We start from the raw sequence: 24,992 nt of genomic DNA on the forward strand, positions 1-24,992 counted from the left end.
GCTTCCCTAGCGGCTGTGCTGAAGCATATCGTGGGCCAGCAGAGCCATTTCAATTGACGTTCGTCGGTGCGGCTGCAGCCAGTCCTCTCCCAGAATCTCCTCCAGCTTATCCAGCCTGTTATACAAGGTTTGTCTATGAATATATAGAGATTTGGCGGTTTCCAGCTTGGACCCGAAGGCATTCATATAAGCCTGGAGCGTCGACAGAAGCTGAAGCTCGTGCTTCTCATCATATTGAATCAGTGTTCCTAGATGGTCCTGTACAAAGGATTTCAAGAACTCGTTCGGCGCAGCCTTTAACAATTGATAGACTCCAAGCCTGTCATAAAATAAACACGGGTTCATCTGAGGCACACTTCTACTGACCTCAATGACTTGATAAGCCTCCTCAAAGCTGCGCGAGGATTCAATCATCTTGCTTCTCGCTTTGCCAAAACCGGCATGAATCATCACACCCTCAAGCTGCTGGGTAGCAAAACGGCTGATATCCGCTGTGATCGTCTGGAGTGTAAGCATTAGATTACGCCCCGTATCCTTCGTAATGGACTCTTTGGCACAGAGCACATGAATTTGGTTCATTTTCATCATCACTAGATGAGGCACATTATTTTTCTTCAGCAGTGAACGGAGCAGCACCATAATATCTTGATGCCCCGCTTCCTTCCGCTCCTCCGCCACGTTCTTCGAGCGATGCTCAATTTCCATCACACCGCCTATGAACAGATATTGACCTTTCACCAAGAGGCGCAGCCCCATGCTCGTCTGTGCCTGTTCTTCATTATGAATTCGATTGCTGAGCAGATCCTGCAGAATGCCGTTCTGATTACGGAGCATTTTCTCCTCCAGAAACTGAGTCCGCAGCAGTAGCGTGGCTACGGCTTTTACCGTGTAATCCAGAAGAAGGGATACGGCTTCCGTCGGCTGTTCTCTGGTCACAATGCCCACCCCCGAGAACACCTGTCCAAAAATGACCACAGGCTGGAACAATATCGTTGTGTCCTCATCGAGCGCAGCATGAATGTTTGATTCCCGACCCCCCAGGCTTCGATGCTCTACTTCACGGGCGTACAGCTCTGTTATTGCGGCTGCATCTTCCGGTTCTACACTGGGATAGAACTGGTTATGTTCAAGCGTAGAGATATATGCAACCTGCTGGGATGAATATTCATGGAGGAGACGGAGAATGCTGGATATATCCGTGCTTTGAAGTGTCAGCTGCTGAATTTTGCGGGAATAATTCTCCAGATCCTTTAGGAGCTGATGCTGACGGTTAATAAGATAAGAGTGAATATCCTGCGTAATTTCTACAAACCGGACAGGCTTGTCAAATACGATAATGGGAAATCCATGCTCATCGGCTAGCTCAAGAATATCCGCAGGGATATGATCAATGCTTGTTCCGAATTCAACACACAGCCCTGCAGCCTCACTCTGGATGAGCTGAAGAAGATACTCCTTCCGCTCCTGCTCAAATTTGAGCCAGAGTCCAGTGGATAAGATGAGATCACCTCTGCTCAAGTAAGGTGAAATCTTCGTTATTTCCAGCACATGAACCCAGCCTACCTGACGGTGAAGACCTTTTTCGCCTGCAGCAATATGGGCTCTTTTGAAGATCGGTCTGTTCATGACCTCTTTTATGGTAAGAGATTGTGATTTTTTCAGAAAATTCACCACCATGTGAAATATACTTACATTAACATTCATAACCACTACCATGACACTCGACTATTATGACATATTGTTATGCAAAATACATGATTTATAGACAAAAAGTAAGATGCATTTTGGTATTATCCAACATAGAATTGTAGTATAGCTGACATTGAATAATATACAAACTCGGTGTTGACATTATCAACCTACTCTAATTACGAGGTGATTCCCATGATCATCGGTGTACCAAAGGAAATCAAAAACAATGAAAACCGGGTAGCTCTTACACCCGCAGGAGCGGCAGAATTTGTTCGCAAGGGACATCAGGTTTACGTGGAGTCCGGTGCCGGAAACGGCAGCAATTTTACCGATGCTGAATATGCTGCAGCTGGCGCTGAGCTGACGGATGCTGCCTCTGTATGGAATAAAGCAGATATGGTGATGAAGGTCAAAGAGCCTCTGTCCAGTGAATACAAATATTTCCGAGATGGCCTCATTCTGTTTACGTATCTTCACCTTGCAGCCGAGCCTGAGCTTACCAAAGCTCTCGTGGACAGCGGAGTGATTGCGATTGCTTACGAGACAATCACGGTGAACGGAGCCCTGCCTTTGCTGACGCCTATGAGTGAAGTCGCTGGCCGAATGGCTGCTCAGATCGGTGCTCAGCTGCTGGAGAAGAACAAAGGCGGTAAAGGGATTCTGCTATCCGGAGTTCCGGGTGTAAGCCGCGGTAAGGTTACGATCATCGGTGGAGGAATTGTGGGTACGAATGCAGCCAAAATCGCAGTAGGTCTTGGTGCAGATGTGACGATCATCGACCTTAGCGTGAATCGTCTCCGCGAGCTGGACGACATCTTCGGCAGCAGCATTCATACCCTGGTATCCACACCTGCAAATATTGCAGAAGCGGTCGCTTCTTCTGATCTGTTGATCTGCGCCGTGCTGATTCCGGGCGCTAAGGCTCCTCGTCTCGTAACCGAAGACATGGTGAAGAATATGAGCCCCGGCTCGGTTATCGTCGATGTTGCCATTGACCAGGGCGGAATTGTAGAGACGATCGATCATATTACAACCCATGACGATCCAACTTATGTGAAGCACGGCGTTGTCCATTATGCAGTAGCCAATATGCCGGGTGCGGTACCGCGCACTTCTACGCTAGCACTTACAAATGCCACCTTGCCATACGCCTTGAAGCTGGCTGATCTTGGCGCCCTTCAAGCCATTAAGCTGGATAAGGCGATCCTAACAGGTCTGAATGTATTCAAAGGACAGGTTACCTATGAGGCAGTAGCGAAAGATCTCGGATACCTATTCGTATCTGCAGAAGAAGCATTAAGAACCGCAGTTACCAACTAACTCGTCTGTAATCCTGATGCTGCAAGAGGTATAGCAAGCGACTACTCATATAAAATAAAGCAGAGCCTGCATACTTAATTTCATGCGTATGCAGGCTCTGCTTTTGCTTTTGTTCAAATGTCAGCTATGAATCGGTGCAAGCTCATCCTGCACTTCTACCTTATGCTTCCGGTCCAGCTGATAAGATAATGCTGTAATAACAAAGGCGACCACCGTGAATGCAAGCGCCAGCCACGGAAGAGCGACAAGTCCACTGCTTTTCACCACCAGTCCCCCGATAAAAGACCCTACTGCGATTCCTGTATTATTCGCAACCGGCATCAGAGAAGTCGCAAAATCTTTTGCCCGCGGCACATATCGGCGAGCAAGATCAATAAGGTACAGCTGTGTAGATGCGTTCAGCACATAAGAGACGAGTGCAATCATAATCAGGCTCAGCAGCCCGACAACAGGCACAGAGGCAAGCAAACCAAACAGAACAAAGAGTGCTGCCTGAGCCATGAAGACAATCCTCAGCTTACCCATGTAATCCCCCGTCGCGACTCGTCCCCCAATATAATTACTGACGATGGTAACCAGTCCATACATGAACAGAATAACACTGAACCACGCCTTTGGAAGACCCATGACCTCCCCCATAATCGGTTCAATATACGTATACACTACAAATACGGCTGCTGTTCCGCAGGCAGGAATCAAAAAAGCAAGAATGATTCGCGGATTCCCGAGCAGGACAAACTGCTCTTTGGCGGACACCTTCACAACGGGAATACCTCTTGGAATATACACCGCGTTTAATAAGAGTGCAGCTACGCCCAAAATGCTGACGAGAATAAATGTAGCGGGCCAATCAAAAAACTGTCCTACGAAGGTGCCGATCGGAACCCCAAATACATTAGCAATGGTAAAACCGCCTAAAATATAAGAGATTGCACGGCCGCGGCGCTCAGGGGCCACATAATCACTTGCTACCGATATGGCCAGAGATAAGGACAAGCCGCACAGAATCGCTGTGACAATTCTTGTTCCCATCAGGAATGCAAATGAACCGGATAATGCGCTAAGTATGTTCAACAGTATGATGAGTGTAATCCCGGTTAATATCAGCATCCGCTTGGGGAACCGACCGAAGATGCTCAGTACAATGGGTGTACCCACAGCATAGGCCATGGCAAATCCAGATACTAAAATTCCCGCTGCCGTAAGCGTAACGCCAAAATCATGGGCAATGTCTGACAGCAGACCGACAATAACATATTCCGTCGTACCTAGGATAAATGCCATCAGTGTAAAAGAAAAAACGAGTCCTTTTTCCTTGGAGTAAGACATGTTTCTCTCCCTCTATCTATATATAATTTCAATGTGCGACGGATTTCTTAGAATCCGCCTTTAACAGCATACGGATATTAGAGGATGTCTACAATTAAACATGTTGCTGGGTTTTATTTCCTTGTTATATATCTTGCTCTTATATTTGACAGAACGTTTAACTTGGCTTTACGATGTGAACCATGATTCAATGGACACAGAAGGAAGGGATCTGGGTGAACAAGAACGCTGCACCGCCTGCTGAACAGCTGCTATATGCCGGGAGCATAAGCAATAATCCAGACTGGCAGTTCCCAAGCCACAAGCATGATGATCTGTTTGAAATTCTCGTTATCAAGGAAGGTGAAGGGGATTTTACCATAGGGGAAACGAGTTATCATGCGGTCAAAGGGGACGTACTGATCTATAACAAAGGCATTCTGCACGCAGAGAAATCCTCCAAGGAGCATCCCGTGTTTATCTGCTACTGCGGCTTCTCTTCAGCTCGTGAATATATTGTTCCGCTCGACGCCCATCCTGTAATTCGTGCTAACAAATACTCGAGTGAGATGATCACGCTCATGGAGCTGCTATTTGAAGAATCCTCCATGCAGGAGGAAGGATATGAACAAATCGCAGGGCATCTGCTGAGCTCCATTCTGGTGCTTGTACACCGTATGCTTAAACTGCAAAATCACGCTCAAAGCCTGACAAAAAATACGCTGGCAACCGAGATCAAGGAATATATCGACGGGAATTATACACAGTCTATGAGTCTCAAACAAATCGCTGACGAGTTTAATATCAGTTCCTACTATCTTGCTCATATCTTCAAGAACACCTATGGCACTTCTCCGATTAATTACATGATTCAGAGACGTATGGGCGAAGCAACCCGGCTGCTCGTTCAGTCCGAGATGAAAGTATGGGAGATTGCCAAGATTACTGGATATGAGAATCCCAACTACTTCTCCATACTATTTACGAGAGTCGTCGGCATGTCACCTAAGCAGTATCGAGAGCATCATAACCAAAACCTTTCCTATGCTGAGGGCATGTTTATCAAACAGGATGATAAAAAAACAGATCATTAGCTTCCGCCAAGATCTGTTCTCATCTATTTGTTATGCTTGTTTGTTATGCAGAAAAACACTAAACTACTGCATGTAATTTAAGAATGGATTCCAAACGCTCTATCGCTTCCAGACAAGCCCGGCTGTTGTGATACGGACATTTCCATGCACCGACCTTCTGCTGACTGAGGTTAGGTTCACCACTACGGAATACCTGCCAGTGCCATTCCCCGCCTGTACGATCAACAATATAATCCCGAATAAAGCTCCAGCTGCGATGAGCGGCATGCAAGTACTGGACCTCCCCACTAATCTGGTAGGCATTAAGATATCCGACCATCGCTTCTGCCTGCGGCCACCAGTCCTTGCTGTCATCCAGTCTGCCGTCTGCATGAAGCTCATTATAGATGGCACCATCTGTATCCGTACCTTCCGTCAGCGTCGCCACAGCCATCTGGATCGCAGCAGCTCGTAGCTTGTCCAGAAGCTCAGGATCCCCGAGCACCTCTGCCGCTTCCCATAGCAGCCAGCTCCCCTCAATATCATGTCCATAGGAGACATCAGCAGACTGCGAATTCCATTCATCATCAAAGAACAGCTTGAAGTGACCTGACTCCGCATCCAGTATTAGATTCAAATGAACTTCGATCAGCTCTTTGAGCTTCAGGCGCAGCCCCTCCGGCTTCCATATCCGGTACAGATTCGTATAAGCCTCAAGCACATGCAGATGCGTGTTCATGGATTTACGTTCGTTCAGATCCTTGCCGCTGAGGCTGAGATCATCTGTCTCGCTCCACTCTCGTGATAAAGCTTCCACATAGCCTGTATGTACCGGATCATAAGCATAGCGTTCGAGCAGACGGTAAATATCTTCTGCCAGCTGCAGCGGTTCACGATTGTCCGTAGCCCGAATATATTCAGCGAGTGCGTATATGACAAACGCCTGACCATATACCTGCTTCTTATCCTCTGATGGTGTCCCGTCCGGATGAATCATCCAGTAGAAGCCGCCATATTCTTTATCCGCAAAACCGGACTTCAGCTGTTCAAGCGCACGCTCGGCCATATGAAGATCATCGTCCTGCCCATATTTTCGGTAAGCGGCAGCAAATGTCCACAGGATGCGTGCATTAAGCACAAGGGATTTATCCGCTCCATGATCAATCTCACCGTCCGCATTCATCGCCCCGATAAATCCGCCATGGGTATCGTCGATCGTCCGTGCTTTCCAGAAGCCCAAAATATTGTTCTTAAGCTCGGATTCTACCTCCTCCAGCCAGACATGCAAGTTCAAGCTCTTCTCCATACACCCTTCCTCCTCGATCTTTCTCACTCGCAGATCATCTGACCAATCCATACTAACAACACCATAACAAAACAATTCATTGATCATATGAACCAAGAAATATTCTATAATAACAAACCTTTTAATATAATAACATAATGCACTTTATTAATCTCTATGTAATTTTATTTAGCGTTAAAAATAATAACACGACAAGAATTAGATCTCATCGTGTTATTTTAAACCGCTCTATAACTGCATATCTCTCTGAAATTGCATTCTCCGCACACTCTTTCCGAAGGCATTGGCGTAAAATATCCAACGTCCTTCGGTCGGTTGTAGTAATCATCGGCAAGACAGGATTTCATCTCCTCAATCTCTCTTCCCACCTTGGCGATGACTTCATTAATTTCAGTCTGAGATGCTTGATAGCTCTCACTATTTCCGGTCAGCAGATACTCCACTCTCAGCTCAATATGCTCATATGGAATATTATAATGCTCGTGAACATAGGCCGCATATAAGTAGAGCTGATCTGTAAAATCGTCTTCCTTCCCTGTTTTCCAATCCACAATCACGATATGGCCTTTCTCATTGCGATACAGCACGTCCATCTTCACATATACTTTCGTATCGTGCAGAATCATGTGGTCCCATTTCTCAACCTCCATTATATGAGCAATGCCAGACTGAATCTCCTTCCATGTTCTGCTCTCGTACAGCTTCCCTGCCACGGTCTCCATCCGTGCTTTAATCGAGGTGATCCGGTTCTGAAGCTTGGCATCTTCGTCATAGTACATTTCAGACAGCATGGTGTGGTACTTGGGGTTCAGATGCCATCCATTCATATCTTTGGATTCCACATAGGCCTTATTCAACAGGTCTCGCATTCGTTGCTGTAAAAAGGGCACCTCCGGCGCTGTTCTGTTACGTTCCCAGCTTCGTATGACCGATTCGCACATTTGATGTGCAAGGTTCCCGAATATCAAATACAGGCTGCTGAGCTGCTTCAGCCGGTAGGTTTGAACCTGGTCCGGATCTGCCGACTCCGGCTTCCAACCGTTATGCGAACCGTAATAATGGTAATAATATTTACGAAGGCATTCATTAAACATACCTGCTCGTGAACCTGAATAGGACCACGGGGGATACATTGTTATCATGATCCATCAGACGCCTTTCTTTGCAATCTATCATCGCTTTATTGTATTGTATTCTATCATAACCCGCAGAATCTAACGAAACATTTCATATTATGGAGCGTACTAAGAACAAAGCAATGAGAAGCCACTCCTGCATATAATGGAAGACAAGGCAGGGTTGTTCACGTTAAAGGGGCAAACAGACATGAGTACTGAATTTGAGCAGGAAGAAGTAAGGAAGGATTGGCTGCAGGCCGACTCCCTACTTGCGCAGGTTGAGATTATAGGTAATGCGGAGAATGATCTGGTCAGCATTGAAGGTAATACAGATGGATTAGAATGCATCGGTGTCGGTACAGATGCCGCCGTATTTATTATGCCGGAATTACCTCAATATGCCTTCAAGATCTATTCACAGCAGGCCTTAGACAAGAAGAATACAGAAAAAGAAGTTTATGCGAAGCTGAAGGGTTCTCCATATTTTGCAGCTTGTTACGGAGACGGAGTGAATTACCTGGTGCTCAGCTTTGAAGATGGCCCGACGCTTCAGGACTGCCTAACCCTCGGAATTCCGGTACCGGAACAGGTTATCCTTGATGTGGAAGAGGCTCGCACGTATGTAAGAAGCGTAGGCCTAAACCCTCGGGACATCCATCTGAAGAACGTGGTGAACCAGAATGGACGCGGCAAAGTGCTCGACGTCTCTGAATATGTGAAGGAGGGCGACGACCAGCGCTGGGATCACTTAGTATGGGCCTACTATAATGTTTATCCCCGATTTAACGAAATCAAGGTTCCACTCTGGGTCATTGATGCTGTGAAAAAGTGGTATCATCGCCGGAATAAATCGGTCTTGAATCTGGAGGAGTTCTCTTCCAAGGTGATCCGATTGTTTGATAAGCTAATGAAATAATAAGCTGTCCACAAAAAAAAGCGGCATGTGCATCTCTAAGCCATCCAGAGAGATGCTGCATGCCGCTATTCTTGTTCAGAACCTGAGAACAGCGCCTTGCCGCTATTTCTGCTCATAACCTGAAAATAGCTCCTCAAAAACCAAAGTCCAGCGCCTTACCTGTCTCAGCTACACTTTTCACATTACTTAGAACCATGGGCCAGGTCGATTTCGTTCGTTCATAGGATGGATGCCCTTCGCTCCACTCATCATTCACAAATGTCAGCTTCGTACAGCCGCCTACAATTTCAAGAGTATACGTCATTCGGGTCGTGAGCTCCGCATGATTCTCCGCATAGCTTGGCCCCGGATGCTCTGTGCAGCTGAACAACTTGCCAGGTTCACAGGCCAGCACCTCACCATATACATGTACCGTTTCATCTCCTTCATTCCCAGGGCCGACATATCGATACCCCTCGCCTACTTTGAAGGAAGAGTCAAAGATCGAGCCAAAGAAGATCTGCCTAGTTCCTTCCGGTTTGAATAGCGTGTCCCATATTTTTTCGGGTGATGCTCCAATATACAGCTCATAGCGAAGTGCTTCCATTTAAGTCCCTCTCTTTCTTGTGAACAGCGAAGTATTTGACAATATCCCTCTTCACTTTGTCCAAAATTTGTTAAAATAAGACAGGAGCAAGATTTGATCTACTGATAACTTGATATTACAGCTTGGGCATGAAGGCGTATTGTAAAAAAGCGACAGACAGGAGCGGAGCTGAAATGAGCTTTTTGTTCTCACAGAAACCTAGTATGGGTATTATGAACCTGGAGAAAGGCGAGCAGCATTTTCGCTTGGAACGCTTTTTGCCCAGTATAGAGCTTCAGCAATTCATCAAGCATTACTGGATTGTGGAATGGGAGCTGGCTGAAGACAAGACGCATATTCAGGAGGTCATCCCGAATCCTTGTGTCAATCTGGTCATCGAGTCAGGACGCACTTTCTTCTACGGGCCCGCAACCCGTAAATACAGCTATCAGCTGAATTCCAAAGGACGTGTCTTCGGGATCAAATTTAAACCAGGCGGATTCTTCCCTTGGTATCGGCAGTCCATATCCAAGCTGATTGATCATCCACTTCCGGCAGAAGAGATATTCAGCGTACCCCGCGAAGAGCTGGAATCGACGTTTCTCAACACAGCGGCTGAACACATGGAGCTTATATCACGTATGAACGAAGCTCTATTGGCCCTATTGCCCCCGGAAGACAAGCTTACCGATCTCGCAGAGCAAATGACAGAATATATTCGGCTTCATCACGAAATTACGAGAGTAGATCACGTGTGTGAACAGTTTAATATGAATAAACGAACGCTGCAGCGAATGTTTAAACAGTATGTAGGCATCAGTCCGAAGAATGTAATCAAGCTGTACCGGCTTCAAAATGCAGCGGAAGCGCTCGATCATGGACAAGCGGTAAATACACTTGAGCTTAGCCTTGCGCTTGGCTACCACGACCAGTCCCATTTTATTAAAGACTTTAAAACCATCGTCGGCCAAACGCCGGAAGCCTATACACGCAGCGTCGCCCGCCGATGATCAACGGCACCCGTCCAGTTAGACGCAGATTGTGTAATGTTCATCTTCAATATGCAAGACAAGGATTACGGATATGTCTCATCTCATTTATATACAAAAGTAAGGCCCTAGCAAACGAATGCCAGGGCCTTATTTTCAATTCATGATCTTAGGAAGCCGATCCTGTTACACTTGTGCCGTTCTTCGTAATCTTGTAAGTGATCACTTCTCCGCTCCAGAAATGGAAGGTAAGAACCACTTCAGCATCCTTCGTTTCATTGAAGAAGTTAGGCTTCAATACGACTTCACCCTTATCATAGGAAGGAGAGAAGGTATACTCGAATTCCTTGAAGGAAGTCCAGTTCTGCGGTCCAGCTACGGTGCCATCGGTATATTTCGCTTCCATTGTTGCCAGCAGATCACCGTTAAAGGATACCGGAATAGCGAAGGACTCTGTCGTTCCTTCTGCATCCTGCAGCACCGGTGTGCTGTTCGTGATGACTCTGAATTTCCAGTCTGCGCCTTTGTTGAATTCAGCCGTAATGACGCTGTTTACACCATACTCACCGGAAGCGGTCAGCTCTTCAAGCTTGCTTGCTTTGATCGTAAGAACATGATCACTCACCACATAGTCTTTAAACTTCTTCAAATTCTTGCCGTCTACGCTCAGCTTCGTCAGCTTGTTGCCGTTCAGCTCCAGCTGAATGTTAGCGTCCTTCACATCTGCGCCTTTTTCGACAAAGATCAGGTCTGTCTCAGCCGTTGCCGAGCGTCCCTTCCAGCCTTCCTTCATGATATTGAAGAAGTCCAGATCAGACCATTCGTAGGTTGTTCTGTTCATGTGCTGACCGTTATCCCACAGCATATGAGTTACATCTTTTTCATTCAGGTAATGCGTCAGGAACTCGAAGAATTTCAGCTTCTCACCCTGCTCGATTACTGCTGTGCTTTGGTCAAAGCCGAGAAGTCCGTATTCGCCCAGAATGACCGGAATTCCTTTGGCAACAAATGTATTGTGAACATTATCAAAGGTTTGGATAATATCGTTCTTCGTATCCTTCTCAAAATGGGTATAACCCGCAATGTTCACACTAAACGGCCAAAATCCATAATAATGAACGGTTGCGATAATATTCGGATCATTCAGCTCTGTAATTGTTGCATACAGCTCATCCATTCTTTCTTGTGTAGGTGAAGCCTCTAGAGTAGAAAGAACAAGCGGTCTTTCTGTATTCTTGCCGCCGGATTCACGCAGAATGCTGTGGAAGGACAAATTCAGTTCTTTCAGCATATCGAACATCTTCTCTTCATCCGTCGTTCCACCATCCGAGAAGCGCGGCTCGTTAACGCTTTCAAACATCAATTTGTTGGAATGATCTTTGAAGTGGTCTGCCACTTGGGTCCATATTGCATTATAACGAGCAAGCACTTCGTCGTGCTTGGTTTCCATGTGGCTGATCCATAACCAGGAATCATGATGGACGTTAACCATGACATACAGATCTTCATCCAATGCCCAATCTACAACTTGTTCAACCCGGTCCAGATAAGCAGGCTCAATGGTGTAGTTCGGAGCCTCACCGATATGGCTGTCCCAGGTTACTGGGATACGAATACTCTTATATCCTTGGTCTGCAATTTCCTCAATCAGCTCTTTCGTAATTTTCGGATTGCCCCAGGCTGTTTCATCCGCTCCGACCGCATCAAGAGAGTTCCCCAGATTCCATCCGGGCTGCATGTCATCTACATAAGCCTGCAGTTTATTTTTGGCCACCGGCTCTGCTTCCTGCTGCTTGTCCGCAGAGGCAGCGGATGTGAATAAAGAAATGACAAGTGCTGGAACCATTGCAAGTGCAAGTAAGCTCTTCGGACGCTTTTTGTGCAATACCATTTGCATCTCTCCTTATGTAATTTTAGGTCATAATCCAAGCGCAACAGCATATGTGCCAATCGTCTGAAAGCGCTTTCGGTAATAACTTATCATAATTTACCATCCAATAATACCCTGTAAATTCTTTCTATACTCATATAAAAATTAGATATTATAGGCGTTTACCTCATTCGATCTTACTGCATAAAAAAAGAGAGCAGCCTCATTACAGGAGCTCTCCTCGTTAAATTTCTATGTTGATTAATGATCCAGGAACACAAGCTGGATGAAGAACAGAACCGCAAAGATGTAGAATATTGGATGAACATCCTTGCCTTTTCCGCGCAGCAGCTTAAGTACCGGATAGAAGATGAATCCTACCCCGATCCCTGTTGCAATACTATGTGTCAGCGGAGTAAGAATGATAATGAGAAATGCCGGGAAGGCCTCTTCAAGATCGTTCCATTTGATCTTACTAATAATGTTGATCATAAAGTAACCGACGATAATCAGTGCCGGCGAAGTAATGGCCGGAATGCCGGAGATCACACTAATAATAGGTGAGAAGAACAAGGTTAATGCAAGCAGAACGGATACGACTACAGCCGTGAGTCCTGTTCTTCCTCCGGCAGCAACCCCTGTGCTTGACTCAATATAAGCCGATGTCGGGCTTGTTCCAAACAATGCTCCTGAGGTCGTTCCGACTGCATCAGCCAATAGTGCGCCGCGGGACCGCGGGAATTTCCCGTCCTTCATCAGCCCTGCCTGTTCAGCGACACCGAGCATCGTACCCGTTGTATCAAACAGAGTAATCAGCAGGAATGTAAATATCACGGTATATAAACCGTTTGAGAATACACCAGCTATGTCCAATTGGAATGCCGTGGTCGAGAAGCCCTGCGGCAGGGACACGATGGATTCCGGCATTTGGAATAGTCCCATCATCCAGGCAATAATCGCGGTAATCACCATACCGATGAATAGATAACCCTTAACGTTGTAAGCCATCAGCACAACAGTAATGAGCAGACCGATAATCGTCAGATACGCCATCGGCTCAGACAGATTACCGATTGTAATCAGCGTAGATTCGGAAGCTGCGATGATGCCTGCATTTTGCAGTCCAACCGTTGTAATAAACAAACCAATTCCTGCTGTAATTGCATGCTTCAGACTTTCAGGAATGGCATTAAGCAGCATATAGCGGAATGAAGTTAGTGATAGGATAATGAATAGAACCCCTGCAATAAATACTGCACCGAGTGCAATTTGCCACGAAACGCCGCTGCCTGCGACTACACTATATGCAAAAAACGCATTTAACCCCATGGCAGGCGCCATAACAATCGGATAGTTAGCCCATAATCCCATGATCAGTGTGGCCACAATACTTGCAAGCACGGTCGCAATAAACACACCGTTAAAATCCATCCCTGTGCTGCTCAGAATACCCGGATTGACAACAACGATATAGACCATCGTAAAGAATGTCGTAATTCCGGCTATAATTTCGGTTGAGACACTAGTGCCTCTATCTTTTAATTTGAACCATCTTTCCATGGAATAGCCTGCCTCCAGCTTTCATAGTTGTGCATACGGCTTAAAAACAAAAAATCCTAATCTACTCTTATAGGATTGTTAAAATGTCGCTCCTATATTCGTCATTAGGATCTAACAGCTCTATTTTATAAGCTTTAAACCAAAATATTAGGATAGATATCTATGTTTTTAACCTGATGCGCATTTCGTATTTTAAAGAAATCAACATGCGATGTCAATAAAACCATGATTTGTTCACACTTATTCACGAACTATAAAAGGTTTAATAGTACTATTCATTCGTTTTTACAGATCCTCGTATGCTGGAGGGCGGTACGTGCTTATACTTCTTGAACGTTCTGCTGAAATACGAAATATCATTATACCCTGCCGCCAGAGCGACCTCCGAGATCGTCATTTCCGTGTTACGGAGCAGATACTCTGATTTGTTGATTCGAAATTGATTAATATAATCGGTTACTGTCTTGTTCGTGAGCTCACTAAACAATCGGCTGAAATGAAACCGCGACAAATTGGTCATCCGGGCCAGCTGCTCTACCGACAGCTCCTCCAGATAATGCTCCTCTATATATTTGAAGACAGGAGCAAACCGCGTCAGATTTTTGGTACGGCTGTTAAACACCGACAGCGGCATATATTCAGCAACATATTTACGAAACAAGATCGTCAGCATACGGTACATGCTGGATTTAATCGCAAGCTCATATCCCAGCTCTCTATTGCAGAACTCGTGTTTAATCAGCTCAAACGCACCTCGCAGCTCCTCATCATCTGTAATATGATTCTTGAATATCACATTATTCTGTGTCATCGGCGTGATGAATTTGGTCTCCACCGCATCCGGCGATGGACTCTGCAGCAACGAAAAATCAGCAATGAGGGCATTATACAGCAGGTCACCGGACAAGTTGATCCCATAATGCAGATCGTTGCTGTTCAGAATGATTAAGTCTCCAGCCTTAGCATGAGTGACCTGGGAATTGCATTCGATTTCCGCTTCGCCGTGTACAAAATACAAAATCTCCATATGCTCGTGAAAATGTGGAGGGAACAGCGTCTGCCCCTTCTCTCTGTACTCACAATGATGAAGCTTGATTGGAAAGTGTGGATCCGGCATGTCCATAGGTTCCCGCAACGCAGCGTTTCTAAGCATGTCACCCCTCCATTGACCGCACAATTGTTCAAATATTCAGCATCCGTCTGCATGGCTTTCTTATGGGTCCCAAAATACAATAGTTGTGAATCGAGAATAGAATGAGCCATGAAGCTGACAGCGCATACTTCTTAGCATTTCAGCGTTTAGAATGGATGCAGCGAAGATCGGTTCTTTCTATCCAGTATATCCTATTACAGAGTTTGAAGGGAGCACGAAATTACATATGAGTACACTTAAAGTTGGCGTCATTGGTGCAGGCAGCATCTCTCAATATCACTTAACTCCTTATAAAAATAATCCGAATGTAACACTTCTCGCGGTCTGTGATATGAATCTGGACAGAGCACAAAAAACAGCGGAAGAATACGGAGCTCCACATGCCTACAGCGATTATAACGAGCTGCTGGCCAATGAGGAGATCGATGCTGTCAGCATCTGTACCTGGAATGATACCCATGCCGAGATCAGCATCGCCGCTCTCAAGGCTGGCAAGCATGTCCTCGTGGAGAAGCCCCTCTGCCGGACGGTGGAAGAAGCTCTTAAGATCGAGCAGGCGGTTAAAGAATCCGGCAAAATACTTCAAGTCGGATTTGTCCGCAGATACGATCCGAATGCACAGATGCTCAGAGCTTTTGCAGACAACGGAGAATTCGGTGAGATTTATTATGCCAAGGCTTCCTATATCCGCAGACTCGGGAATCCAGGCGGCTGGTTCGCGGATTCAAGACGCTCCGGCGGAGGTCCGCTGATTGATATCGGCGTCCATGTCATTGATCTATGCTGGTATATGATGGGCAGACCCAAAGTAAAATCCGTCAGCGGCAACACTTACCGCAAATTAGGCAACCGTTCCAATATTAAAAATCTATCTTCTTATAAAGCAGCAGACTACAGTGCAGAAAGTAATGATGTCGAGGATTTGGCCAATGCACTAATCCGGTTCGAGAATGGGGCAACGCTGCTCGTTGATGTGAGCTTCACGCTGCATGCCAAGGAAAATGAAGGTGTTGTTAAGCTATACGGTGACAAGGGTGGATTCGAAATCGATCCGGAAGTGGTCATTGTCACTGAGAAACACGATACGATTATTAACATCAAGCCTCAGACCGACAGCAAGGGCTTCCAGTTTGAGAAAGCATTCCAGAGCGAGATCGACCATTTTGTGGAGTGTGTACAGACGGGCAAGCAGCCGATCAGTCCTGTTGAGGACGGCGTAGAGATAATGAAGATCCTTCGCGGCATTTACGAATCTGCCAGCACAGGGAAGGAAGTGTATCTATGAAGCTCGGACTCAGCACCTACAGCCTGTATCAGGCACTGCGCAGCGGTAAAATGACGATCGAGGATGTCATTGACTTCACTGCCGATCATGGCGGAGAACATGTGGAGATCGTCCCGCTCGGCTTCAATCTCACGGAGCAGCCTGAGCTGATCGATACCATCGTATCCAAAGCTGCTGACCGGGGACTCGAAATTTCTAACTATGCGATCGGTGCTAATTTTCTGCTGAATGATGCGGACGCTTATGAACAGGAAATCGCCAGAGTGAAGCGAGAGGTAGATATTGCAAATCAGCTTGGCGTCAAATTAATGCGTCATGATGTGGCCTCATCCCCGGATGTATCCATCGCTAATTTCAATGCTCATTTGGAGCAGCTGGCGAATGCTTGCCGCCGCATTGCAGAATATGCAGCTCCATATGGAATCACGACGAGTGTGGAGAATCATGGGTTCTTCATCCAGCAGAGCGATCGGGTACAGGCACTGATCCATGCTGTAGGGCTGCCTAATTTTAAAACAACACTGGACATCGGAAACTTCCTGTGTGCCGACGAGCAGCCCATCGCTGCTGTGAAGAACAACCTCCCTTATGCCTCCATTGTGCATATCAAGGACTTCTATGTTCGTCCGGCAGGGCAGCATCCAGGCGAGGGCTTCTTCACATCCACAGCGGGCCAATATTTGCGTGGTGCCGTCGCCGGGCAAGGAGATCTTCCAATGCGTGATATTATCAAGCTTATCAAATCCTCCGGTTATGACGGCTATCTGAGCCTCGAATTCGAAGGATTGGAAGACTGCGAATTGGGTTCGAGAGCAGGACTCGCCAACGTAAGAAGAATATGGGACGAAGTCTAGCAGACGAAATCCTCAGCTTTAATTAAGAACGAATGTAGATAAGGAGGTACTATATGTCTTTTTCAAATAAGATCGGGGTCATATCGGACAGTTTCCAGGCAGGACTCAAGGGCGGGCTCGTGAAAGCCAAGGAGGTTGGCGCAGAGGGTGTGCAAATCTATGCGGTATCCGGAGAAATGGCTCCTGAGAACTTAACAAGCTCAGACCGCAAGCAGCTGCGCAGCTATATTGCCGACTTAGGACTCGAAATCTCTGCACTGTGCGGCGATTTAGGCGGACATGGCTTTCAAGATGCGGCTGCAAACCGTGAGAAGATCGAACGCTCGAAGCGCATTCTAGACCTCGCTGTGGAGCTGGGCACCGATGTGGTTACCACACATATTGGCATCGTCCCGGATGATGTTAATGGCTCTATTTACAGCACGATGCAGGAAGCCTGTGAAGAGCTCGGTGTCTATGCGAAGAGCATGAATGCCTATTTTGCGATCGAGACCGGCCCTGAACGCGCTGCCCATCTGAAGAGCTTCCTTGATTCTCTCAGTACAAACGGAGTATCAGTCAACTTCGATCCTGCCAATATGGTCATGGTGACTGGCGATGATCCCGTCGAAGGTGTAAAGCTGCTTAAGGATTACATCGTTCATACGCATGTGAAGGACGGCCGGCAGATCAGACCGATTGATCCTAAGGAGGTATATGGTTATCTCGGCTATGAAGGGATGACGCATGAGAAGATTGCCGAGATGGCCTCCTCGGGAGCGGCCTTTTTGGAAGTGCCTCTTGGTGAAGGTCAGGTCGATTTTGACGCTTACTTTGCCGCTTTACAGGAGATCGGCTACAAAGGCTATCTGACCATTGAGCGTGAGGTGGGCAGTACACCGGAGGAAGATATTAAGAAGGCGGTACAGTTTATTAAGAAGTTTAGGGGATATTGAGCTGATCGTATGGAGTTGGCGAAAAGCAGGATGTTGGCGGCTGTGCCGCTTCGATAGCGAAAGGTACGTTCGATCGTTCTTGGTTACGAACGCTGGCGCTTCTCTCTGTACCCCTTCGCTCTCTTCGCTTATCAGCCTACCTCCGTTAAGAGCATCCCCCACACTTCTTATTAACTGATGTGGGGGGATTATGAAAAAGGTCCGATACTGCAGAAGCAGATGTCGGACCCTTTTTTATGAAATTCGTCTTGGCAGGCTGCGCCGCTTCGATAGCGAAAGGTACGTTCGATCGTTCTTGGTTACGAACGCTGACGCTTCTCTCTGTACCCCTTCGCTCTCTTCGCTTATCAGCCAACCTCTGTTAAGAGCATCCCCCACACTTCTTATTAACTGATGTGGGGGGATTATGAAAAAGGTCCGATACTGCAGAAGCAGATGTCGGACCCTTTTTTATGAAATTCGTGTTGGCTGGCTGCGCCGCTTATTTTTCAGCGAGTATATTTGCAGCCGCTTCAAGCGCCTGAATGACTTTGTCGCACCAAATATCAAATTCCTTATCCTCTTTTTGCAGCTCTGGATGCGCAAGTATATATTGGACCGTTTCCTTAATTCCTTGATCCAGCCGAGTCGTAGCCACATAATCAGGGACCAGCCGCTTCAGCTTGGAATTATCAAACACGACGGAGTTGGCTTTATCGCCAAGCAGACTTCCTCTAAAGTCTTGGGTGCTGCACGCATCCAGAAACTCTGACGCCACATGAACGGCATTCAGCTTCACACCAAGGCTGTCGGCTATAATCTCATAGATTTGATTCCAGGTGACCGTCTCATCCGAGGTAATATGGACAGCTTCACCAATGGCATGGATATTCCCCATCAGACCAATAAAGCCTTTGGCAAAATCACGGTTATGGGTCATCGTCCATAGTGCTGTACCGTCTCCATGAATAATAACCGGCTTATGCTCAAGCATGCGCTTTGCAACCTGCCATGAGCCGCCGCTGCCGTGAACACCAAGCGGAATTGATCTTTCATCATACGTGTGGCTTGGTCGAACGATGGTGATCGGAAATCCATGCTCCCGATACTGCTGTGTTAGATACTCTTCACATGCGATCTTGTTTCTGGAATACTCCCAGTACGGATTGGACAATGGAGTTCCTTCTGTAATACGGTAGTCCGACAACGGTGTCTGATATGCTGAAGCTGAGCTGATAAACATATACTGTTTGGTTTTATCCTTAAACAAGCGGTAGTCCCGCTCCACATGGGCTGGATGAAATGCAATAAAATCCGCCACGACATCAAACTGCAGATCCTGAATCAGGCTGGCAACCTGCTCCTCATCGTTTATATCGGCCTGCAGAACCGCAGCTCCTGCTGCAAAGCTTTCGTTCCGATTCCCTCGATTGAGCAGATACAGCTCACATCCTTGTTCGAGCAGCTGGCGAGTGATCGCAGAACTGATGGTACCCGTGCCTCCAATAAAAAGCGCTTTCATGTTTATCCACCTCCGCTAGAATATAACCGGGCGTTACTCCGTTTTCTTACGCTTTACTGAGATCGTTTTTTTCTGTCCATCATGTCCGTATTTCGACATCAGTCCTCATATTCCTTTCATCCCATCTAAAAAAGCACCCTGCAATAGACTCCTTCTGCAAGATGCCCTCATTCTGTTCAGCTTCTCTCCCGATGAATATAATCGCCAAGCTGCTTATAGATCTCAATAATCTCCGTCATTGGCATTCGCACCAGCCCGCTGGAGGAAGGGGCTACAAATTCGTGCATACCTGAGAGATAAGGCTCTGGCTGGAAGCCCCAATGCGCCTTTGACTTTTTGGAATACTGGGCATATACACCCTTGCCGACGAAGCAGGCGACTTCCGGTCTGTACTTCTCCAGCTTATTTTTCAGAAGGATTCTGCCTTCCGCATACTCCTCCTTCGTAATATCTTCAATGCCTTTCGTCGGTCTTGCCACAATATTGGTAAACCCGTAACCCAGCTTCAGCAAATCTTGGTCTTCCTCCGCTTGATACAGACGAGGTGTTAGACCCGCCTGATATAGAATCCGGTAAAAATTGTTCCGTGGGTTGGCATAATGATGTCCGGTTTCTCCTGAACGTATGCTTGGGTTAAAGCCGATAAATACGATCTGTAGGCCCGGCTCCAAATGATCTAGAATTGCCTCCATATTTAACAAGCTCCTTAGCTAAAATTTCTACAATGATCTACTAGTAGATCTCTTCTTGTATTTTTTGGTAAAGTATAGTGAAATAAAGTTTCTGGATTCCATAATACACAATACCCGAACGATGATAAAAGAACCCAAGCTGCTACCAACTTCATTCGCAACCAAGTGACTGTGAGGAGGAGAATGTAATCTCCACAGCTTATTATTATCACAATGATCTCTCTCATTTAACCCTATGCTAATACATTCCATATAAAACAATTGAACTGGAGGCTGATTAAAATGAATATCACTCCGTTACTGAATAAGATAACAGCCCTTCTATCCCCTGTTCCCGGCATCGTCGGTGTCGTTCTCGGCGGCTCTCGTGCGAGAGGAACCCACCAAGCGGACTCGGATATAGATATCGGCGTATATTACGATTTGAAGTCAGGATTTAGCATTGATGAGATCAATAAGGCTGTGAAGGATCTAAATGATGAGCCTGTTGACCATCCCATTACACCGATAGGGGGCTGGGGTCCATGGGTCAATGCCGGAGGCTGGTTTGTTATTGATGGCTGTCATGTCGATTTGATCCTGCGGGATATGCAGCGTGTGGAGCAAGTCATTCACGATTGTCTTGGCGGAAAAATCAATGCGAATTATCAGCCAGGACATCCTCATGCCTATATGAACGGGATGTACATGGGGGAACTTGCGATTGCTCAAGTTTTGGTTGATTCTGACCACCATCTTGCCTCACTGAAACAACAAATTACCCCTTATCCTGGGGCTTGAGTATGATCGATTTCTTTTCGTTTGAAGCTTCCTTCTCCTTAATGCTTGCTCAGAAATATGTCACCAAAGACGACAGCTATTATGTGATGGGTCATGTGTTCAGAAGCCTGTCCTGCATGAACCAGATCTTGTTCGCCAAGAATGAACAGCACTGCATCAACGAAAAACGGGCGGTTCAGCTGATTGAAGGTTTTGACTTGAAGCCTGCTCACTATAAGCAGCGCATTGATGAGATTATAGAGCTGCTCTCCCCTGATCCACATCAGCTGACGCTTGCGGCGGCGAAGCTTCAAGACTTAATCGAAGAGACCAATAAATTATAATGTAAACGATATTAAAACGAAAAAGTAACAAACTTCCGTCTCCATAGCTTCTCTAAAGTGCTATAATGTAACGAGTGTTTTGAAAACATTTAGAAATGTTACATAACTTGATAGAAAGAAGCTGAAAACTTCATGATTGCAGACATCTTGCTGGAAGTGGTTCTGCCTGTATTTGTACTTATTGCAGTGGGGTCACTGATGCAGCGTGCGTTCAATCTCGATCTCTACACACTTTCGAAGATAAACTTTTATTTTATTACACCTGCTGCCGTGTTCATGAGCATGTATCTATCCGAAATGTCCGGAAAGCTGCTCGGGACCATCGTTTTATTCTACTTTTTCTATGCACTCATTTTATATATTATCGGGTCCATCGTCTCCAAATCCTTTAAATTCAGCAAAGGCATGAAGGCGGCCTTCAACAACAGTATTATGCTGGATAATGCCGGAAACTACGGAATGCCCATCAGTGCACTTGTGTTTAAGGGAGATCCAATGGCTGCATCGGTTCAGGCCTTCATTATGTCGATGCAAAGCCTGCTGACTTTTACGTACGGGGTCCTGTCTATTCAAGGGGCCAAGCTGAAAGGGAATTACCGAAGTGTCATCATCGGCTTCTTAAAAATGCCGGTTCCTTATGCGCTGCTGCTCGGAATATTGTGGAATGTTCTTGATGCGCCGCTGCCGACCTTCCTCTCCATGCCGCTCGATTATGCCAGAGATTCTATGGTAGCTGTTGCTCTCCTGACGCTTGGAGCCCAGATTATGAAATATCCACTCCGGTTTGGCAGACTCAGCGTATACATCAGTATGATTATCCGTCTGCTTGTGGGTCCCGCCATCGGTATCACACTGGTGTTTGCACTTGGACTTGAAGGCATTACGGCTCAGGCCCTGATTATTGCGTCTGGGATGCCGACAGGCGTGAACTCCTCCATTCTGGCGGAAGAGTATCAGAACGAACCGGATTTTGCAGCACAGACCGTGCTTATCTCTACATTGTTTAACATCATCACCCTAATCGGACTTATCGCATTAGCAAAATCATTTGCATAAACAGAAGCAAAGCCTGGTATCGACACTTGATGGTCGATCCAGGCTTTTTGTAATTTAAAAGTAGGTAAGAATTGTGTAATTCCTTTTACTATAATAGGCGTCCCTCTCACTAAATATAGACATCGGTTTAAAGTCACTGTGAAGTTCAAGCTCACACGTATCAATATAGATTGTCTTTCTAACCGCATCCGGAAAGCGACGATCAAAGTCTTCTATAATTTCATCTAAAGACAGGTCAGGCGTTTCGCAAGACTGAATAATATAACGGCATCCTGTGTCATCCTATTCAAACGACCAATTTTTCATGAGTCCCCTCCATATCACAGCTATCATGCAGCTATATTATCGTAATACTTAATAATCACATGATTGGTCGCAAGTTTCGTATATAAAAAATCTTCTCTTGTATTTGGAATAAAAATGTGATGTAATTGTAACATTAAGTGATTTATTTGTCACGAAATCAGGGAGGTTTATTATGAGACTTAAGGTTATTCGCATCTTGGGCGGCGTGATTTTGGTTATTTCAGGTGTGGTTGTTCTCGTTCGCGGTAACCTTGAATGGTGGAACGGCGTATTGCCTATCCTCGTCGGTGTGTTATTTCTATACTCAGCATTCAAGGTCAACAAAAAACAATAGGTGGTAGTACTATGGGAGAATTACTAAACATCAACGACTTAAGTATCTGGTATCGCAAAGGCAGCCCAGTCATTAAAGACTTATCGCTCAGACTGGAACGAAATAAAGTCGTTGGACTTATCGGTTTGAACGGAGCGGGGAAATCCACGCTTATCAATACATTATCAGGTGTTCATAAAGAGTATAAAGGCGGTGTAGACTTCACAAATCTCACTTTCAAATCGAGCCGCTACACTGTTTTCTCTGAGGACGCTTCGTTTCAATATTACACTTTCAACGAGTACCTCTCTCACGCTTTTACAGCATATGGAAAGACAGTCGATAAAGCTGTAGTGGATGAGTTGACGGGTGGCTTCGGTTTTAATGAATACCGTCGTGTGCTGATTCGTGATCTGTCCACCGGAAATAGGCGCAAGGTATTTCTTATTACTGGCTTTGCGCTACGCCTACCCCTGCTTATGCTTGACGAACCTGTGAACGGTCTGGACTTTCAAAGCACGGAATACCTGTACTCGCTGATAAACGGCTACCGGCAACACGGCACAATAATGTTCTCCTCCCACGTTTTGGAGAGCATTTGCCTGACCGCCGACCACGTTCTAGTGCTTGAAAATGGTGCAATAAGCCGTGAGTTTTTCCAAGGACAGATTGACGCGGAGAAAATCAGGGAGGCACTCAATGACACGGATTCTTAACGCCAATCTGAAAAAGTTTATGGGCTCGAAGTATGAGCGTGTCCCGAAAACACTGGTGGTTTGGGCTATTGTGCTGTTTTCCTTGCGTTCATCAGGGTTAGTGCTCGAAATCACACCGATTGTGTTGTGGTTGGCTACCATTGTAGCAACGGTTGGCGGGTTTGTGCAGGTGCTGTCATCGGAGGATACCGTGAACAGCTTGCGCGGACAGCTTATGCTACCGGAAAGCCCCACTCAGTTTCACGCGGCATTTTATATGGCGGTTGCGCTTTATACACTACTCACCAAGACGGGGTTGTTACTGATTGGGTATTTGGCGGTTAGCGATCTTCGCTTATCGGCTTTGGTCGGGTTCTTCGTGTGTTTTATTGTCAGCGGGTTGGTGACATATCCACTCGTTTTCCGCATTGAAAAGAGGGTGTCAGCATATCGCTACATCAACTACAGACGGCATAACTTCACCGTCTATCTACTTCGGTATCTGCTGAACAACAAGACCTACCTCGGTAACACGGTCGTATTGTGGGCTTTCGGTTGCGTATTCGCCGCAATCGCGGGCAAGAGTGAGTTTCCAAACGTCCTGCCACTTGGCTTCGCGCTGATGTGCCTAAATACTCCACTCGGCATCTTGTTGTCCAGCGATAGAGACTTATACAGGCAAATTAAGCATTTGCCCCGGCAATCTGGGGGCGTTTTGCTCCCATACGCACTGTTCATTACGACAGTGAACGTTGTCGCTTGTGGGATATATTTGATGGCTTGGTGGTTCGCGGTAGGCAGCTTTGCTCCAATAATGATACCGGTCGCTCTGCTGTTTGCGGTCATCAGCGCCGGTCTTTCCGTCGGGCTGGAAATGAAGTATCCGCTCCTCGACTGGAAGGTTCAGAGCGACTTGTGGCATCACCCGCGCAAATACGTTGTGCCGGGCTTTATGCTGTTGTTGGCGTTACTGATAGCGATTTTGACAGGAGGGTTTTGATATGTTCAAAAGCAGAAGACCGCCGAGGAAATATCAATCTTTTATATGGTTGTTGGGCTTCGGAGGGTTCTTAGGATTCCGATACTTCTTAACCAACGAAACGCCCGATTTGTTCTATTTCAGTTTCTTTAGCTTTTTCAGTTTCTACTTTACGGCACGGATCGCCGCCGAGATGCCAGACGAGCGTTACGAGGAGAACCGACTAAAAGCGAAAGCGACGACGATGTTCATTCCCGCTATCGGGTTGTTTGCGATAGGCCTCGGCATTTGTATGAACATTCCAGAGGGAATTATCGTGCTGATAGCCGCACTCGGCTGGGCAGGGACATTTATCACCTACGCTGTGGCGTTTTGGTATTATGAAAAGCACTAACGGAGGAAT

24 protein-coding genes are annotated in these 24,992 nt (G+C 46.3%); 14 read left to right on the top strand and 10 right to left on the bottom strand.

Annotated features, from left to right (window positions below; translation table 11 throughout):
- Positions 1-6 precede the first annotated feature (6 nt).
- Positions 7-1,626, bottom strand: a complete 1,620-nt coding sequence (locus BK126_RS08425) for a PucR family transcriptional regulator (RefSeq protein ID WP_256209833.1) — start codon at positions 1,624-1,626, stop codon at positions 7-9.
- 258 nt (positions 1,627-1,884) lie between these two features.
- Here BK126_RS08425 and ald point away from each other — a divergent pair, with 258 nt between their 5' ends.
- Entirely contained in the window at positions 1,885-3,012 is a 1,128-nt protein-coding gene (gene ald, locus BK126_RS08430) for an alanine dehydrogenase (protein ID WP_076312118.1), read from the top strand.
- 120 nt (positions 3,013-3,132) lie between these two features.
- Here ald and BK126_RS08435 read toward each other — a convergent pair whose 3' ends face one another.
- Positions 3,133-4,341 (bottom strand): MFS transporter, encoded by a 1,209-nt coding sequence (locus tag BK126_RS08435; RefSeq protein WP_076312119.1) that lies wholly within the window; start codon positions 4,339-4,341, stop codon positions 3,133-3,135.
- 182 nt (positions 4,342-4,523) lie between these two features.
- Between BK126_RS08435 and BK126_RS08440 the strand changes: the two genes are divergently transcribed.
- The gene (locus tag BK126_RS08440) at positions 4,524-5,414 is read left to right on the top strand and encodes a helix-turn-helix domain-containing protein (protein WP_076312120.1); all 891 of its coding nucleotides are present in this window, start codon (positions 4,524-4,526) and stop codon (positions 5,412-5,414) included.
- Positions 5,415-5,472: 58 nt separating this feature from the next.
- On the opposite strand, the gene BK126_RS08445 is transcribed toward BK126_RS08440, so the two are convergent.
- Both BK126_RS08445 and BK126_RS08450 read right to left on the bottom strand, forming a co-directional pair.
- Positions 5,473-6,699: an AGE family epimerase/isomerase gene (locus tag BK126_RS08445; protein WP_076312121.1), complete on the bottom strand. Its 1,227-nt coding sequence runs from the start codon at positions 6,697-6,699 to the stop codon at positions 5,473-5,475.
- A gap of 218 nt (positions 6,700-6,917) precedes the next feature.
- A complete protein-coding gene (locus tag BK126_RS08450) occupies positions 6,918-7,841 on the bottom strand; it encodes a PD-(D/E)XK nuclease family protein (RefSeq protein WP_256702747.1) in 924 nt (307 codons plus the stop codon).
- Positions 7,842-8,025: 184 nt separating this feature from the next.
- Between BK126_RS08450 and BK126_RS08455 the strand changes: the two genes are divergently transcribed.
- The gene (locus BK126_RS08455; RefSeq protein ID WP_076312122.1) at positions 8,026-8,733 is read left to right on the top strand and encodes a serine/threonine-protein kinase; all 708 of its coding nucleotides are present in this window, start codon (positions 8,026-8,028) and stop codon (positions 8,731-8,733) included.
- A 133-nt stretch (positions 8,734-8,866) separates the two neighbouring features.
- On the opposite strand, the gene BK126_RS08460 is transcribed toward BK126_RS08455, so the two are convergent.
- Positions 8,867-9,319, bottom strand: coding sequence for an SRPBCC domain-containing protein (locus tag BK126_RS08460; RefSeq protein ID WP_047912278.1), 453 nt, complete (start codon positions 9,317-9,319; stop codon positions 8,867-8,869).
- Positions 9,320-9,492: 173 nt separating this feature from the next.
- On the opposite strand from BK126_RS08460, the gene BK126_RS08465 reads away from it, so the two are divergent.
- A complete protein-coding gene (locus BK126_RS08465; RefSeq protein ID WP_076312123.1) occupies positions 9,493-10,308 on the top strand; it encodes a helix-turn-helix domain-containing protein in 816 nt (271 codons plus the stop codon).
- A 148-nt stretch (positions 10,309-10,456) separates the two neighbouring features.
- Here the strand turns inward: BK126_RS08465 and BK126_RS08470 are convergent, their stop codons facing one another.
- The 3 genes from BK126_RS08470 to BK126_RS08480 form a co-directional block, all read right to left on the bottom strand.
- Entirely contained in the window at positions 10,457-12,178 is a 1,722-nt protein-coding gene (locus BK126_RS08470; protein ID WP_076312124.1) for a cellulase family glycosylhydrolase, read from the bottom strand.
- 240 nt (positions 12,179-12,418) lie between these two features.
- A complete protein-coding gene (locus BK126_RS08475; RefSeq protein WP_076312125.1) occupies positions 12,419-13,717 on the bottom strand; it encodes an NCS2 family permease in 1,299 nt (432 codons plus the stop codon).
- A gap of 271 nt (positions 13,718-13,988) precedes the next feature.
- Positions 13,989-14,870, bottom strand: coding sequence for an AraC family transcriptional regulator (locus tag BK126_RS08480; RefSeq protein ID WP_076312126.1), 882 nt, complete (start codon positions 14,868-14,870; stop codon positions 13,989-13,991).
- Positions 14,871-15,096: 226 nt separating this feature from the next.
- Here BK126_RS08480 and BK126_RS08485 point away from each other — a divergent pair, with 226 nt between their 5' ends.
- Genes BK126_RS08485 through BK126_RS08495 form a run of 3 tightly spaced genes read left to right on the top strand, consistent with a single transcriptional unit; the run spans position 15,097 to position 17,944 of the window.
- Positions 15,097-16,155, top strand: coding sequence for a Gfo/Idh/MocA family protein (locus BK126_RS08485; protein ID WP_076312615.1), 1,059 nt, complete (start codon positions 15,097-15,099; stop codon positions 16,153-16,155).
- Entirely contained in the window at positions 16,152-17,009 is an 858-nt protein-coding gene (locus tag BK126_RS08490) for a sugar phosphate isomerase/epimerase family protein (RefSeq protein WP_076312127.1), read from the top strand. The genes BK126_RS08485 and BK126_RS08490 overlap by 4 nt, the downstream gene beginning before the upstream one ends.
- A gap of 53 nt (positions 17,010-17,062) precedes the next feature.
- Positions 17,063-17,944, top strand: coding sequence for a sugar phosphate isomerase/epimerase family protein (locus tag BK126_RS08495; RefSeq protein WP_076312128.1), 882 nt, complete (start codon positions 17,063-17,065; stop codon positions 17,942-17,944).
- A gap of 481 nt (positions 17,945-18,425) precedes the next feature.
- Here BK126_RS08495 and BK126_RS08500 read toward each other — a convergent pair whose 3' ends face one another.
- The gene (locus BK126_RS08500) at positions 18,426-19,445 is read right to left on the bottom strand and encodes an SDR family oxidoreductase (RefSeq protein WP_076312129.1); all 1,020 of its coding nucleotides are present in this window, start codon (positions 19,443-19,445) and stop codon (positions 18,426-18,428) included.
- A 176-nt stretch (positions 19,446-19,621) separates the two neighbouring features.
- Positions 19,622-20,137, bottom strand: a complete 516-nt coding sequence (locus tag BK126_RS08505) for a mismatch-specific DNA-glycosylase (RefSeq protein WP_076312130.1) — start codon at positions 20,135-20,137, stop codon at positions 19,622-19,624.
- A 282-nt stretch (positions 20,138-20,419) separates the two neighbouring features.
- On the opposite strand from BK126_RS08505, the gene BK126_RS30120 reads away from it, so the two are divergent.
- The 7 genes from BK126_RS30120 (at position 20,420) to BK126_RS08530 (ending at position 24,983) form a co-directional block, all read left to right on the top strand.
- Positions 20,420-20,917 (top strand): nucleotidyltransferase domain-containing protein, encoded by a 498-nt coding sequence (locus BK126_RS30120; protein ID WP_305954033.1) that lies wholly within the window; start codon positions 20,420-20,422, stop codon positions 20,915-20,917.
- 2 nt (positions 20,918-20,919) lie between these two features.
- The gene (locus BK126_RS30125; RefSeq protein WP_305954034.1) at positions 20,920-21,240 is read left to right on the top strand and encodes a hypothetical protein; all 321 of its coding nucleotides are present in this window, start codon (positions 20,920-20,922) and stop codon (positions 21,238-21,240) included.
- A gap of 132 nt (positions 21,241-21,372) precedes the next feature.
- On the top strand, positions 21,373-22,296 hold the full coding sequence (locus BK126_RS08515; RefSeq protein ID WP_076312131.1) for an AEC family transporter: 924 nt from the start codon (positions 21,373-21,375) through the stop codon (positions 22,294-22,296).
- 478 nt (positions 22,297-22,774) lie between these two features.
- The gene (locus BK126_RS29355; RefSeq protein ID WP_179085525.1) at positions 22,775-22,936 is read left to right on the top strand and encodes a hypothetical protein; all 162 of its coding nucleotides are present in this window, start codon (positions 22,775-22,777) and stop codon (positions 22,934-22,936) included.
- Positions 22,937-22,947: 11 nt separating this feature from the next.
- Entirely contained in the window at positions 22,948-23,631 is a 684-nt protein-coding gene (locus BK126_RS08520; RefSeq protein ID WP_076312132.1) for an ATP-binding cassette domain-containing protein, read from the top strand.
- Positions 23,615-24,610, top strand: a complete 996-nt coding sequence (locus BK126_RS08525; RefSeq protein ID WP_076312133.1) for a hypothetical protein — start codon at positions 23,615-23,617, stop codon at positions 24,608-24,610. The genes BK126_RS08520 and BK126_RS08525 overlap by 17 nt, the downstream gene beginning before the upstream one ends.
- 1 nt (position 24,611) lies before the next feature.
- Positions 24,612-24,983, top strand: a complete 372-nt coding sequence (locus BK126_RS08530) for a DUF2178 domain-containing protein (RefSeq protein ID WP_076312134.1) — start codon at positions 24,612-24,614, stop codon at positions 24,981-24,983.
- Positions 24,984-24,992: the final 9 nt, after the last annotated feature.

The organism is Paenibacillus sp. FSL H7-0326 (genome assembly GCF_001955535.1).
In the GTDB taxonomy this organism is placed as follows: Bacteria; Bacillota; Bacilli; order Paenibacillales; family Paenibacillaceae; genus Paenibacillus; species Paenibacillus shunpengii.

What these genes read in the sequence shown, in the direction of transcription:
- BK126_RS08425 (WP_256209833.1), bottom strand. Translation starts at nt 1,626, where the DNA reads ATGAACAGACCGATCTTCAAAAGAGCCCATATTGCTGCAGGCGAAAAA.
- ald (WP_076312118.1), top strand. Translation starts at nt 1,885, where the DNA reads ATGATCATCGGTGTACCAAAGGAAATCAAAAACAATGAAAACCGGGTA.
- BK126_RS08435 (WP_076312119.1), bottom strand. Translation starts at nt 4,341, where the DNA reads ATGTCTTACTCCAAGGAAAAAGGACTCGTTTTTTCTTTTACACTGATG.
- BK126_RS08440 (WP_076312120.1), top strand. Translation starts at nt 4,524, where the DNA reads ATGATTCAATGGACACAGAAGGAAGGGATCTGGGTGAACAAGAACGCT.
- BK126_RS08445 (WP_076312121.1), bottom strand. Translation starts at nt 6,699, where the DNA reads ATGGAGAAGAGCTTGAACTTGCATGTCTGGCTGGAGGAGGTAGAATCC.
- BK126_RS08450 (WP_256702747.1), bottom strand. Translation starts at nt 7,841, where the DNA reads ATGATAACAATGTATCCCCCGTGGTCCTATTCAGGTTCACGAGCAGGT.
- BK126_RS08455 (WP_076312122.1), top strand. Translation starts at nt 8,026, where the DNA reads ATGAGTACTGAATTTGAGCAGGAAGAAGTAAGGAAGGATTGGCTGCAG.
- BK126_RS08460 (WP_047912278.1), bottom strand. Translation starts at nt 9,319, where the DNA reads ATGGAAGCACTTCGCTATGAGCTGTATATTGGAGCATCACCCGAAAAA.
- BK126_RS08465 (WP_076312123.1), top strand. Translation starts at nt 9,493, where the DNA reads ATGAGCTTTTTGTTCTCACAGAAACCTAGTATGGGTATTATGAACCTG.
- BK126_RS08470 (WP_076312124.1), bottom strand. Translation starts at nt 12,178, where the DNA reads ATGGTATTGCACAAAAAGCGTCCGAAGAGCTTACTTGCACTTGCAATG.
- BK126_RS08475 (WP_076312125.1), bottom strand. Translation starts at nt 13,717, where the DNA reads ATGGAAAGATGGTTCAAATTAAAAGATAGAGGCACTAGTGTCTCAACC.
- BK126_RS08480 (WP_076312126.1), bottom strand. Translation starts at nt 14,870, where the DNA reads ATGCTTAGAAACGCTGCGTTGCGGGAACCTATGGACATGCCGGATCCA.
- BK126_RS08485 (WP_076312615.1), top strand. Translation starts at nt 15,097, where the DNA reads ATGAGTACACTTAAAGTTGGCGTCATTGGTGCAGGCAGCATCTCTCAA.
- BK126_RS08490 (WP_076312127.1), top strand. Translation starts at nt 16,152, where the DNA reads ATGAAGCTCGGACTCAGCACCTACAGCCTGTATCAGGCACTGCGCAGC.
- BK126_RS08495 (WP_076312128.1), top strand. Translation starts at nt 17,063, where the DNA reads ATGTCTTTTTCAAATAAGATCGGGGTCATATCGGACAGTTTCCAGGCA.
- BK126_RS08500 (WP_076312129.1), bottom strand. Translation starts at nt 19,445, where the DNA reads ATGAAAGCGCTTTTTATTGGAGGCACGGGTACCATCAGTTCTGCGATC.
- BK126_RS08505 (WP_076312130.1), bottom strand. Translation starts at nt 20,137, where the DNA reads ATGGAGGCAATTCTAGATCATTTGGAGCCGGGCCTACAGATCGTATTT.
- BK126_RS30120 (WP_305954033.1), top strand. Translation starts at nt 20,420, where the DNA reads ATGAATATCACTCCGTTACTGAATAAGATAACAGCCCTTCTATCCCCT.
- BK126_RS30125 (WP_305954034.1), top strand. Translation starts at nt 20,920, where the DNA reads ATGATCGATTTCTTTTCGTTTGAAGCTTCCTTCTCCTTAATGCTTGCT.
- BK126_RS08515 (WP_076312131.1), top strand. Translation starts at nt 21,373, where the DNA reads ATGATTGCAGACATCTTGCTGGAAGTGGTTCTGCCTGTATTTGTACTT.
- BK126_RS29355 (WP_179085525.1), top strand. Translation starts at nt 22,775, where the DNA reads ATGAGACTTAAGGTTATTCGCATCTTGGGCGGCGTGATTTTGGTTATT.
- BK126_RS08520 (WP_076312132.1), top strand. Translation starts at nt 22,948, where the DNA reads ATGGGAGAATTACTAAACATCAACGACTTAAGTATCTGGTATCGCAAA.
- BK126_RS08525 (WP_076312133.1), top strand. Translation starts at nt 23,615, where the DNA reads ATGACACGGATTCTTAACGCCAATCTGAAAAAGTTTATGGGCTCGAAG.
- BK126_RS08530 (WP_076312134.1), top strand. Translation starts at nt 24,612, where the DNA reads ATGTTCAAAAGCAGAAGACCGCCGAGGAAATATCAATCTTTTATATGG.